The organism is Latilactobacillus fragifolii, from assembly GCF_905332535.1.
In the GTDB taxonomy this organism is placed as follows: Bacteria; Bacillota; Bacilli; order Lactobacillales; family Lactobacillaceae; genus Latilactobacillus; species Latilactobacillus fragifolii.
Window position 1 is genome coordinate 59,359 of the sequence record NZ_CAJOCF010000004.1, and the last position, 12,421, is coordinate 71,779.

Below are 12,421 nucleotides of genomic sequence, written 5' to 3' on the forward strand. Positions count from 1 at the left end.
ATGGTGTCCAGCTGGCTAACTGCGCCTGTTGAATTTGACCTATACTAACGACTTTTTTAATATGTTTATGCCAATAAACATGGAAGCGCGTAAAATGCGTAAAAAAAACGATTAACTAATTAGGTTAATCGTTTTTCCTTCATCGCTATGGTAATACAACAAAGAGTAGTGCTCCTAAAATTCCCCCGATAATTGGCCCAACAACTGGAATCCAGCTGTATGACCAATCTGAATCGCCTTTATTGGCAATTGGTAAGACTGCATGCGCAATGCGTGGACCTAAGTCCCGAGCCGGGTTGATTGCATACCCAGTAGTTCCACCTAGTGATAGACCGATTGCCGTAATAATGGCCCCGACAACTAATGGATTCAAACCGGCTGTTAATGTACCACGTGTTAATGCCAATAAGGCAAAAATTAAGACAAATGTTCCAATCAATTCACTCATTAAGTTGGCAAAAGGACTACGGATAGCAGGACCGGTTGCAAAGGTTCCTAAAATAGCAGCCTGGTCTTTAGTTGCTTGCCAATGTGGATAGTATTGAATCCAAACGACAACCGCCCCTAGGAACGCCCCAATCATTTGAGCGACGATAAATGGGACAACCGCTGCCCAAGGTGTTTTGCCAATCATCGCAAAGGCAATCGTTACCGCTGGATTTAAGTGGGCGGGGCCCATAAAAGCTGAGGTATATACCCCCAAAGTAACTGCAAATCCCCAGCCAAGTGTGATGGCAATCCAACCAGCACCATTGGCTTTTGTTTTCGCTAAGCTAACGCCTGCTACAACGCCATCCCCTAAAAGAACAAGGATAAACGTCCCAACCAGTTCGCCAAGCGCCTGCACCATTATTGAATGTTCCATTAGCTTTCCTCCAAAATTAAGTCCTATTTAAGATAGTCTAATTGTGCTTCAGCGATTGCCGCGTCTAATAATTCGGTTTGACGTGCTTTTTCAGCGTCATCCCAGTTCAATAAACGCGCCATTTCATCAACGATTGGTTGTTTGATAGCTGCTAATTGATCATTGTGGAATAAGATGAAGTTTGTCCGTCTTAAGAGATAATCAACTGGTGTTAATGTCATTTCTTCGTTAACTGAGTATCTTAAGCTGATTGTTTCTTTCAAGTTCAAACCTTCTGCAGCGCCCTGATCAGCATACGAAACCACACGACTGACATTTGAACCAAAGCGGTTTGCTAAATCAAGCGCATCTTCTTCATCAATTCCCTTATTCATCGCAACTTTAGCATAGAACTTAAGTGTGTCATCAACGTTGTTTGGATCGAAATGACCACCTGAAACTTGTAATTTCTTAGAATCGATTTCACGCGTTGCTTGGTTGAAGTCTTTCTTTAAGATATCACGGATTAATTCAAGCGCACCGGCTGCCATCTTACGGTAGTCAGTAATCTTACCACCTGATAAAGTAATCAAGCCATTTTCAGCCACTTTCAAATCACTACCACGCGAAACTTGGGATGGGTTAATCGTTTCTTCAGCATGCGCTGTTCTTAATTGACTGATTGCTTTTTCAACATCTGAACGAGTAGCTGACTTGTTTTCGTAATCATCAACAGTCTTGATTAAGTTGTTGAATGATTCTTCTGAAACCTTACCACTATTAGCCCCACCACCATTATAGTCGGAGCTTCCGTTATTAGAGATTAGTGGCCGTAAGCCTGCCCAGCTAGCTTCGATGTCGCTTAAAGCGATATTAACGCTCGGATAACGATTATTGATTGCTTTTAAAAGGTAATCAACGTCCGCTTGTTCAACACGTGGGTGTTTGAAATCACCGGTATAATCCGTATCCGTCGTTCCGAAGTATGTCTTGCCTTCACGTGGGACAACGAAAATCATCCGCCCATCATGTAAGCCTGAATCAAAGTAAGTTGGTTGTGGCACTGATAAACGACTGCTATCAACAACTAAGTGAATTCCTTTAGTTGGCCGAAGTGTTTCTTGTGCTTTGACTTCCGTATTCAAAGCATTCACTTTATCCACCCAAGGTCCAGCCGTATTAATCACTAATTTGGCATGAATAGCAAACGTTTCATCCGTTAGTTCATCATGTGCTTTCAAACCATTTACGCGGCCGTTTGCATCATAAGTCATCCCCACTGCTTTAACGTGACTGGCAATTAATGCGCCTAATTCATCAGCTTCTTTGATATTTTCGATAACTAACCGTGCATCGTTGTTGACGAAATCTAAGTAAACCCCAGCCCCCATCAGGCGATCTGCTTTCAAGCCAGGTTCGCGTTGGAGGACTTCTTTCCGGTCAATTGTGTAATTTGCATATTGTGTCCCCGTTACGCCGGCCAATTTATCGTATAAGTCCATGGCAATCTTAACACTAAACATATCATAGGTTGCTTCAGGTTCATCGTAGATTGGCAAGAGCATTGGCGTTGGCCGTGGGATGTGCGGAGCGATTCCTTGGACAACGGCCCGTTCACTAACAGTATCTGCCACAACCCCAACGTCAAAAGTCTTCAAATAACGGATGCCACCATGAACTAACTTCGTTGATCGGGATGAAGTCCCTTCGGCAAAATCTTGCATTTCAATCAAACCGGTTTTGATACCTGATGCAGCTGCTTGAATGGCAACCCCCGCACCAGTAATCCCACCACCGATTACTAATAAATCAAGTTGTTCGTTCTTTAAATTATTAATGATTTGTTGACGTCCTTCTAATGAAAATGTCATCATAATCCTCCTCATTCATGCATTTTATATGGTCGATGTTTGAAAATCTTAGTGGCTTCAACTGCTTGTTGCCAACCAGCATAGAGATCTTCTCGTTCTTCTTCAGGCATTTCTGGTTCGAAACGCTGTCCAACTGCGAAAATATGAGCCAATTCGTCTGTATCTTGCCAGAAACCAACTGCTAAACCAGCTAAAAAGGCAGCCCCCATAGCCGTTGTTTCTAAATTAGCTGCTTTTTCAATCGCGCTATTCAAAATATCTGCTTGGAATTGCATTAAATAGTTGTTGTTGGCAGCACCCCCGTCAACGCGAAGTACTTTGATATCAATTCCGGTATCTTTTTGCATGGTCTGAACGACATCACGCGTTTGATAAGCTAATGATTGCAATGTTGCCTTAATAACGTCTTGCCGGTTCGTCCCCCGCGTAATGCCAAGGATTGAACCGCGTGCTTCTGAGTCCCAGTATGGTGCCCCCAAGCCTGTAAAAGCAGGGACAACATAAACTTCATTTAAACTAGTTGAAGCCTTAGCAGCTGCTTCTGAATCAGCTGATTTTTCAATTAGTTGCATGCTGTCGCGCAACCATTGGATGGCTGAACCAGCAACAAAGACTGAGCCTTCAAGGGCATAATTCACTTTACCATTAATTGAATAGCCAATCGTCGTCAGTAAATTATTGTCTGACATCGTTGGTTTTTCGCCAGTGTTCATAACGATAAACGAACCTGTTCCATAGGTGTTCTTGACCATGCCTGGTTGGAGGGCCAATTGTCCAAATAAAGCTGCTTGTTGGTCCCCCGCCATCCCTGAGATGGGCACCGTACTACCATAGAAGTGATAAGGTGCCGTTTTGCCATATACTTCAGAGTTCGAACAGACATCAGGTAACATGACCCGTGGAATGTTTAAAATCTTGAGGATTTCGTCGTCCCAATCCAAATCGTGAATGTTAAACAACATTGTCCGACTTGCATTCGTATAGTCGGTAACGTGTGACGTGCCACCTGTTAATTTCCATGTAATCCAAGTATCGATGGTTCCAAAGAGAAGCTCACCCTTTTCGGCCCGTTCTTGTGCCCCTGGCACCTGATCCAAAATCCAACGAATTTTAGTCGCTGAAAAGTAAGCATCAATCAATAGCCCTGTTTTTTGATGGAACAATGCTTCATGTCCCGCTTTTTTCAGTTGTTCTGCAATCTCGCTTGTTTGTCTTGATTGCCATACAACTGCATTGTAAATGGGGAGGCCCGTTTCCTTATCCCAAATAATAGTTGTTTCACGCTGATTGGTAATCCCGATCCCTGCGATTTGATGGGGTTGAATCCCCGATGATATAAAAGCATTGGCGATTGTCGATAAAACAGCGTTCCAAATTTCATTGGCATTATGTTCTACCCAACCGGGTTCCGGGAAGTACTGAGGAAATTCACGCTGTGCGTCGGCAACTTTTTGACCATTGTGATCAAAAATGATTGACCGAGTACTGGTTGTTCCCTCATCAATCGCCAAAATGTATTTTTCAGTCATCTTAATCCTCCTTTAGCAACAATATTAAAAAAGCTTTCCTTAATGACTATTATAGATTAACGATGTCCAAAAAGAAAGCGTTTTTATAAAATTAAATCACACACAATTCAACATTCTTGTTAATCTGGTTTTTATTGGCCATCAAAAATAAAAACGGCTTAATGTTTCCAGATTAGTAGGCTTTAAAGTCCTTCATCTGAATCATTAAGTCCGTTTTTAGCTTAAATCGTCGCAACTATTTTCGTATACAATTCACCGTTCATCTTGCTGAGCGAAACCTTTTCGTTCTTCTCGTTTGAAAATAGGACGATATAGATCCGGCCACCATGGCTAAAGCCATTTGATACACTCCATCCTGACAAATAACCACGATTAACAATCAAGGCTGGATCATTGTAAAAGCCCATGCCATAATGCGAACTACTCCCTGGTTGGAACATTTGCGCCTTACTTTGTTCGTTAATTAATTTTCCAGTCCACAATGCGCGGTCAAAACGATACATATCAGTCGCCGTCATATACATATCTCCGACCCCTGGCAGTTGGGTAAAATTAGGGAGTTGCCCCGGCGTTCCATTTGCCAGATAACCAATTGAAGCCGATGGCAATTGCGCATATTGATCGGTCATAAAACCAGTGTGGGCCATCTGACTTGGTTTTAGAATTTTTTCTTTCAGATACGTTTTATAATCTTGATGACTCACTTTTTCCAAGACCTTCGTCAACACAATATAGTTTGCATCCAGATAATGCCACTTACCCGGTTGTTCCTTAATCCCATTTTTAATAATTTCTTGGATTAATTGATCGAGAGTCTTCGTCTGATTATCTTGATCACGACCGACAATTCCTGATGTATGATGTAAAAAATCAGTCAGTTTAATTTGTTGCCCATTCGGGAAGTCTGGGAAGTAACGACTGATTGGATCGTTGACGTTTAACTTCCCTCGTTCTTGTAACTGTAGTAAACTCGTTGCAATCAACGCTTTTTCAGTTGAACCAATCGCATATAGCGTATCTGGCGTATTCGCCAATTGCTTGGCTCGGTCAGCACTGCCGTACCCCTTATCCAACAAAACTTGCTGATCACGGACAATTAACGCGGTACCTGAAAAACCAATTTGCTTTAAGTAGTCATCCAACGCTTGGTCTGCAACAATTATCGGCTGTCTTTCCGCTTTAAGTCGTTCTTCTTTTGCCTTAGCAGCGGCGACTTGTTGCGATGCGCGTCGTTTCTTGGCTGCTTGTATTTGCTGTTGACGTTTAATCTTCGCTTGATGCTGCGCGCTTTTTACTTCTTGTTGGTGACGTTGTTGCTGGATCACGATTCCACCTGCTACCAAACTAAATATAGCTAAAATCGCAATGACACCGCCAATTTGACGTCCTTTTTTTGACATCAACCGTTCCTCCAAAATTTCTAATCTATTACAATATTAATGTACTATACGCTTTGGAATTTGAACAGTGACATTATTGTCATCTAGCCACCAAAAAACGGTCGCAACCAAAATTGTTCGCGACCGCTTTAATAGCTAGACTTACTTATTTAACCAATAAAACATTTGTTGCAGCATGGGCACTAACGTACTGAGCAACCGACCCCATCATCATGCGTTCAATGACGCCTTTACCTGTAATTCCTAACATGATCAAATCAATCTCGTATTTTTCTGGAATGCGAATCGCAATTTCTTTTTTCGGTGAGCCGACTTCCAAAATCGGTGTAATCTTCGTTAGCCCATGATTATGCGCATAACGAATATTAGCCGCTAATTGCTCTTTTGCACGATCTTTTTCCATCGCCGTCATCTTCGCATAAACACTAGCATCTGGTGAAACATAGACTGCACTGGGAATAATATGGGCCACATAGAGCTCAGCATCATTTCTTTTTGCCACTTCAACAGCTTCCATAAAAGCCTTCTGCGCTAAGTCGGACCCGTCGATTCCGACTAAGATTTTCTTATAGGTTGTAATCATTTGGCAACCCCTCCTATGAATGAGATTAATGCACATCCTTACGATGTCTTCATCATACTCACTTCACCAGGGCATTGCCAATTTAACTGCCTGACTACTAATTGCTAAAGAGTCGTCGATAACGTATAAATCTAAGTGAGGCTTAGATATAACCTAATTAACAAAAGCACTTAGTAGCAAATTCATGCACTATAAACTAAAAAAGGGGCCGAGACAAGAATTGCCTCAGACCCCTACTTATTTTACCGAATTGATTGTACAAAAAAACCCCGCGGATGCGGGGCACAAATATTAAAGTTTAACGATATTTGTTGCTTGAGGACCGCGATCGCTGTCTTCAACATCAAATGATACTGCTTGGCCTTCGTCTAATGACTTGTAACCGTCACCTTGGATAGCTGAGAAGTGAGCAAATACGTCTTTACCGTCTTCACCAGTGATAAAACCAAAACCTTTGTCTGCGTTAAACCATTTTACTGTGCCGTTGTTCATAATAATTTCCTCCTGATACATATCAATGTACGTTTTTTGTTGCAATAAATATTGATAAGTAAAAGAGGAAGGTATTGTGCATCCAAAACTCAAATTACGTTTCAAAATTTGATTACCTGAACAGTATAGCATGGCATTTTCTAATTAGCAACCCACATGTCGAAATTTACAGATTATCTGTTTGTGATTTAGTCGATCAATGCTGTTATATTAGCGTTTAAAGACCAGCAATTATTTTTTAAAAATATTTTATTTCGCTGATTGCGAACAAATAATTGGATAACTAAGCGAAACAACCTAGCGCCTCTTTTAAGGACGCTTGCTTTGCAGCGGCCGTTTTCATCTGAATGATTGCACCGAGCTCTTCACTCAAGAAAGTCAAACGAATTAGAAGTGAAAAGCGATCCCAGTTGCGTTTTTAATAGAAGTTAACTAACCACGTTTGCTGTACTTTTAAATATTCTTGCATTTTCGATTCACTTCACCATTAAAAAAACATCTATCCGCGCAAATGAAAGGCGCGATTAGATGTCTCCAAGGATTATCGAATGTCACAGGCGGACATTATAAACATCTATATACCGCTATATTAGTGGGTTTTATGTGGTTCGTGTGTGGTTATAGCTTTTCTAGCGTCTAATTGCTACATTTTTTCCACCAACTACTAAACAGCCACACTCCACCATTTCATCCATTTGATCATCGAGTTGCACCATTACATCGTGAATCGTCTTTAGATTAGCGCTGGGTTCGTGTTGACAGATGAATAGAGGTAAGTCGTTGCGCGTGTAATAGTAGCTCATACTACCAACCACTCCGATGCCCTCTTTGTGTAGCTCAACTTTGCCAGTCTCGTTTAGGGTTAAATAATATTGCTCATTGATCCGCGCTGGTACAAATTGTTCCATCTGACTCGCTCCCACTTTTGTTCTGTTCTCATCTTACAACAGATAATTTTTGAATTACATTCTTGACATGGTATTTATCAACAACTAATTGATGGCGCTTGTTGAAGTGGCCAAAGATTGAAATTGGCGCATTCTCTTCTGCCAGATAAACGAAATTGAACGCATCTTTCGCAACTAAGCAATTATAAGTTTGTTCGGCTGTTTTAAGTTCAAAACGAACTAAATACGGGCTAAAACTAATGACTTTAACGGTACTATTGATAGCGCCTTTTAAGCTGACATATTCCATCTTGACCACTCCTTTGAAAGTATATTATACGAACATACATTCGTATTTGTCAAATTTTTATTGTATAGTGTTGATGAGGTGATTGTTTGACTATTAATGAACACTCTATTTTAGCGAAGTTTGAACACTTGTATAAAAAGATGTCCAAACATACTTATTCATTACTGATTGTCAAAAATAAGTTCAACAATGTTTACAACTTTTTCCTTGAAGATGTATTCGGTGCAACTTGGAGCAACGCACTTGGTTCAGTGCTTTTCAGCGATTTAGATGCGTACAAAAACGTGCTTAAAAAGCTACTTGCTAGTGGCTTACCTATTGAGTATCGCGGATTTGATAATTAGAGCATAAAAAATAAGCCTAACCCACAATTGAGTGAGTTAGGCTTATTTTAAATTTTAGGTAAATTAACTAATAAAAATGTCGCTAAAATTAAAAATGCAATCAGAGACATAAAGGAAATAATTACGCCTGCTACTGCAAATCCCTTCCGTTCTTTAGATAATCCCACAACTGAAAACACCATTCCAATAATCCATATAGGATAACCTAACGTAGTCTTTACGGCAATGAATAGTGAAAATACAGAGAGTACAAAACCCAAGATCCCTAGTATATTCATTTCTTTTTCTTCCACCATAATACCCCCAATATTATTGTATACTTCATAGTATCACTAAAGAGGAAATATTTTAATGCTTATTTAAATGTTCCCCAGGCGTACCACTTGGACACTCTCTCACTGGTAAGTAAATATCTGTCCGTTGTATACGTGATGGATCCATGTACAGTTTCCGACTTTTGCCCACGAATCACATGGCCATTCACCATAAGCAGGCAAGTAGCCTCCTTGCTGCGCACTTGTGCTTGACGCATTCTCTTCTGCTAGATAAACAAAGTTAAACGCATCTTTTGCGACTAAGCAATTATAGGATTGCTCATCTGTTTTAAGCTCAAAACGCACCAGGTACGGGGCAAAACTGATAACTTTAACCGTTCTGTTGATTATGCCTTTTAAACTAATATATTCCATTTCGACCACTCTTTTGCGTTTTATTGCAAGAACAAGTGTTCTCTTATGTTAAGTGATACTTGTTTTGTAATTTGATATACTAATCACAGTATTTGAGATATATTTTAATCATTTCAAAAACTAAAGGAGTGATTTATTCCTATGCATAATATCTATATTGATGAAAAAGGTCCGCAAAACCAATTACGGGTTAACACAAATGAAATAAATAATATCAAGGATAGATTTCGAATTGCTGATGACAATATGCTTACATATGTTATGGCAGCTATTGATATCCCTTACAAAAATCAAGATCATTTTGAAAAAGAATTTATTAAATTAGAGGCATTGTTTATTTCGAATATGCACAATAGTACCGTGGAACTGAAAGGTGCAAAATTATTAGATAGAAAAAAATTTGTCAACGGTTTTGCGAGCTTACCAAAGAGTGAAACCCAATATTTCATAGACATTATCGAATTATTTAATAAACATAATATCAGTGCATGTGTTGTAACAGAGGATAAAGTTTCAGCGCTTGTGATGGGACGGTTGAAATATTGGATAGAATTTGCCTCAAAGAAAATGAAGATATCTTCTCAATTATTAGCGTATTCACTAATAAAATATGTAGCAATTGAATCGACTAGTAAAGTAAACAATGAATTAAGTAATTCAAATGTAAAAATATATTCCATACTTAAATCAATAAAAAAAGATTTACAAAGTATCATTGAAAAAAATAAAAACGTTAGCCGTATGAGAAAAGAAATTAGTAATTATAAAGAAATCATAACTGTTATCAATAAGTGCCAAAATGTTAATGTTAACGATCCAAAAGGCAATTCAAAATTCAACTGGGAAAAAGTCGATTTTTCTTTAGATTTATGGCTCACAGAAAGAAATTATAAAGATGAATTATCAGAATATTCCCTATTTCTAGATGAAGGTATTGAACCTAAATATTTTAATGAGAAAAACTATTCATCTGTAGTAGCTAATCAAGACTCTAGAACAAGTGTCGGCATAAGAAGTGCTGATTTGCTTGTAACTCTTGTTGGAAAATTAATATCAAACCTGTCTTCTTCAAGTCAATATGATAAAAACTTTCCCGAAAAAAAAGTGCGTTTAAATGATAAATGGTTTGACTTACAAGATAACCAGCTTAAATTAGCAAAGCTTTTAAATAACCTTATAATAAATACAGGTTTTCAATACTCTTTCACTAATAGTGATTATTTTGATGATGCGATTTTATGTCAAAGTTACTTAGAATACTTATCCAAATTTGCTAATTCTGATGCCTTGAAAAATACTCAAAATCATCCAGAAAAGTATTTTGAGCATTTTTCCGAATTAATGGAAGCTAAATATAATCAAATGTATGAACTGGATAACATTATTATAAATTCAAAAATTTCTCGTGATGATTTAGTTACAAACGGCCTTCTAAAACCACGTTAATTATTTATGTACAGCCCTCAAACGAGGGCTTTTTTAGTGTCCTATGTTAGTCAAACGATACCCAAACATTATTAGCTGTGCCGACTGGGTGAACCGGCATCCATACCGAATCCCCGTTGTTGGTTGTCCAGTGACACCAAACATAACCGTCACGGATAGCGACGCGATCATAGTAGATGGTTGTCCACGCTGGTAATTTGCCTGCATATGGTGCACTAAGTGAGGGCTTGCCAAGGCGGGCTTGGATTGGTTGGTCGCCGTTGGTAAAGTGCCAATTTTCGGCCCATTCATTAGGCGTTGGTTTAACTGGATTGATTGGCGTTGTGTTTGTCCCGCTACCATTTTCAGGTAAACCAGTCTTCAAATCTTGTGCAAATTGGGCTTTAGTAATCCCATGGCTTGCTAAATAACCATATGGGTCTTGATGATCACCCCAGACATTATCAGTAATCCACTTATGTGTTACAATCCCGTAACCAGTATCTAAGTTGGTACTGATACCAAACTTATTAGCCGAATCCCGCAATAGGTTAACATAAACTGCGTAATCTACTTTAAACTGAGCATCGTTAGTTGTACGTGCTAATTCAACTTGGACTGGTGCATTAGCGTTGCCCCATGTCCCAGCACCCCAACTTACATAACCATCAGCGCCAACTCGATAAACTTTACCACCGTCACCGACGACATATTGTGTGTATGCATAGTTGGTATTCCAAGTACGCTTCATAAATGCGGCGTTGTTTACAGCAGGTGCAGTAGTTCCTGTCTCGTGTGCGATAATAATTCGATTATTTGTCCGTTGGCTAGAACCTTCATTAATACCTAGTTGATAGGTATTATCTACTGAATAGGCTTGTGCCATCTCTGTCGTACCTGATGCAAATAAAATAGCCGCCCCAAAGGCGACTACTAGTTTATTTAATTTTTTCATTTTGAATCTCCTTTCGTTGTGTCGTAAACAACACCAATTAAGCCTAAGATTGTAAGCACCGTATTAACAATACCTTGAACCTGGTTAGCTAAATCGTTGCTGAATTCAACCCCGAAAACTTTGGCCACTTGCTGAACTAATACAATCAATAGAGCTGTCAGCGAAGTCCACAGCACCTTTGAGTGCCAATCTACTTTTTTAATCATCTGTAACCTCCTAAGCTTTTTAAACGTTCGTGATGCCGATCTAGTCGCCGGTCGTGTTCGTCTGCCCGTTCGTCCAAACGTTCGATGTCTGTTTTTAAGTCAGACAGATTGTTATTGAGCTGCTTAAAATTGTGATTAAGCTCTTTAATATCCCCTTGAAATGGCGCGAAAACTGCGTATTTAAAAAGCAGGCTGATTAAGCCTGCAATAAAAGTAATAATCGCAATCAGTGAAGCCCACTCACCCCACGTTAGTCCACCTAATCCATGCAAATTCGTTCCTCCCTACATAATTAATTTGAAACCAATAAAAATAGCAATCCAGAATAAGGATTGCTATTTTAAAACTATTCTAAATCTTTAATGCGTCGCGCTGGGACACCCGCATATAGTCCATTTGGCTCAGTATCTTTTGTCACTATTGCTCCCGAAGCGATTACACATCCTTTTTCAATTGTAACGCCAGGCATCACTTTAACACCTTCGCCCAGCCATGAGCCATCTTTTATTTCAATCGAGCCAGCGAATGTGTCACCGGCCCGCATTTTAGAATCGCCTATTTTGTGCGATACACAAATTAAACTAATATTTGGCGCCAAGAATACGTTGTCCCCCAGCTTTATCCTTGCTTCCGGTAATCCGTTTTGATAAATAAATGCCCCCCGATTGATCAATGAGCCATTGCCGATTTCAAGGTTAAATCCATCGATGTGGTTGAATTTTTTAACCATCGCACTCCCATTAAATTTAACGCCAAGCTTTTTTAGAACCCTAATCTTAGACCTATTAGTCATGAGGTCGCTGATTAAAATATTACCAATTAATTCTTTTATTTTCTGTTTTCTACTTAATTTTGCCAAATCAAGCCCTCCAATAAGTCGTTATAT

16 protein-coding genes are annotated in these 12,421 nt (G+C 39.4%); 2 read left to right on the forward strand and 14 right to left on the reverse strand.

The window, feature by feature from the left end; all coding sequences use genetic code 11:
* Positions 1-145 precede the first annotated feature (145 nt).
* The 8 genes from J7Q78_RS06310 to J7Q78_RS06345 form a co-directional block, all read right to left on the reverse strand.
* Entirely contained in the window at positions 146-865 is a 720-nt protein-coding gene (locus tag J7Q78_RS06310; protein WP_154242642.1) for an MIP/aquaporin family protein, read from the reverse strand.
* Positions 866-888: 23 nt separating this feature from the next.
* Positions 889-2,715: a type 1 glycerol-3-phosphate oxidase gene (gene glpO, locus J7Q78_RS06315; RefSeq protein ID WP_208422180.1), complete on the reverse strand. Its 1,827-nt coding sequence runs from the start codon at positions 2,713-2,715 to the stop codon at positions 889-891.
* 11 nt (positions 2,716-2,726) lie between these two features.
* A complete protein-coding gene (gene glpK / locus J7Q78_RS06320) occupies positions 2,727-4,244 on the reverse strand; it encodes a glycerol kinase GlpK (RefSeq protein WP_208422181.1) in 1,518 nt (505 codons plus the stop codon).
* Between the two features lie 221 nt (positions 4,245-4,465).
* Positions 4,466-5,644 carry a serine hydrolase domain-containing protein gene (locus J7Q78_RS06325; protein ID WP_208422182.1) on the reverse strand — a complete coding sequence of 393 codons (1,179 nt, stop codon included), beginning with the start codon at positions 5,642-5,644 and terminating at the stop codon, positions 4,466-4,468.
* Positions 5,645-5,789: 145 nt separating this feature from the next.
* A complete protein-coding gene (locus J7Q78_RS06330) occupies positions 5,790-6,227 on the reverse strand; it encodes a universal stress protein (protein ID WP_208422183.1) in 438 nt (145 codons plus the stop codon).
* Between the two features lie 291 nt (positions 6,228-6,518).
* Positions 6,519-6,719 (reverse strand): cold-shock protein, encoded by a 201-nt coding sequence (locus J7Q78_RS06335; protein ID WP_004270328.1) that lies wholly within the window; start codon positions 6,717-6,719, stop codon positions 6,519-6,521.
* Between the two features lie 629 nt (positions 6,720-7,348).
* Positions 7,349-7,627, reverse strand: coding sequence for a hypothetical protein (locus J7Q78_RS06340; protein WP_208422184.1), 279 nt, complete (start codon positions 7,625-7,627; stop codon positions 7,349-7,351).
* Between the two features lie 28 nt (positions 7,628-7,655).
* A complete protein-coding gene (locus J7Q78_RS06345) occupies positions 7,656-7,916 on the reverse strand; it encodes a hypothetical protein (RefSeq protein ID WP_208422185.1) in 261 nt (86 codons plus the stop codon).
* A gap of 86 nt (positions 7,917-8,002) precedes the next feature.
* Between J7Q78_RS06345 and J7Q78_RS06350 the strand changes: the two genes are divergently transcribed.
* A complete protein-coding gene (locus J7Q78_RS06350) occupies positions 8,003-8,260 on the forward strand; it encodes a hypothetical protein (protein ID WP_208422186.1) in 258 nt (85 codons plus the stop codon).
* Positions 8,261-8,307: 47 nt separating this feature from the next.
* Here J7Q78_RS06350 and J7Q78_RS06355 read toward each other — a convergent pair whose 3' ends face one another.
* Complete coding sequence (locus J7Q78_RS06355) at positions 8,308-8,553, reverse strand: hypothetical protein (protein ID WP_208422187.1); 246 nt, start codon at positions 8,551-8,553, stop codon at positions 8,308-8,310.
* Positions 8,554-8,655: 102 nt separating this feature from the next.
* On the reverse strand, positions 8,656-8,949 hold the full coding sequence (locus J7Q78_RS06360; protein WP_208422188.1) for a hypothetical protein: 294 nt from the start codon (positions 8,947-8,949) through the stop codon (positions 8,656-8,658).
* Positions 8,950-9,090: 141 nt separating this feature from the next.
* On the opposite strand from J7Q78_RS06360, the gene J7Q78_RS06365 reads away from it, so the two are divergent.
* On the forward strand, positions 9,091-10,395 hold the full coding sequence (locus J7Q78_RS06365; RefSeq protein ID WP_208422189.1) for a hypothetical protein: 1,305 nt from the start codon (positions 9,091-9,093) through the stop codon (positions 10,393-10,395).
* Positions 10,396-10,441: 46 nt separating this feature from the next.
* Here the strand turns inward: J7Q78_RS06365 and J7Q78_RS06370 are convergent, their stop codons facing one another.
* From J7Q78_RS06370 to J7Q78_RS06385, 4 genes are all read right to left on the reverse strand, one after another.
* Positions 10,442-11,329 (reverse strand): SH3 domain-containing protein, encoded by an 888-nt coding sequence (locus J7Q78_RS06370; RefSeq protein WP_208422190.1) that lies wholly within the window; start codon positions 11,327-11,329, stop codon positions 10,442-10,444.
* Complete coding sequence (locus J7Q78_RS06375; RefSeq protein WP_208422191.1) at positions 11,326-11,535, reverse strand: phage holin; 210 nt, start codon at positions 11,533-11,535, stop codon at positions 11,326-11,328. Before J7Q78_RS06375 ends, J7Q78_RS06370 begins: the two co-directional genes overlap by 4 nt.
* Positions 11,532-11,807 carry a hypothetical protein gene (locus J7Q78_RS06380; protein ID WP_099960252.1) on the reverse strand — a complete coding sequence of 92 codons (276 nt, stop codon included), beginning with the start codon at positions 11,805-11,807 and terminating at the stop codon, positions 11,532-11,534. The genes J7Q78_RS06375 and J7Q78_RS06380 overlap by 4 nt, the downstream gene beginning before the upstream one ends.
* A 74-nt stretch (positions 11,808-11,881) precedes the next feature.
* The gene (locus J7Q78_RS06385; protein ID WP_235688069.1) at positions 11,882-12,394 is read right to left on the reverse strand and encodes an acyltransferase; all 513 of its coding nucleotides are present in this window, start codon (positions 12,392-12,394) and stop codon (positions 11,882-11,884) included.
* Positions 12,395-12,421 lie beyond the last annotated feature (27 nt).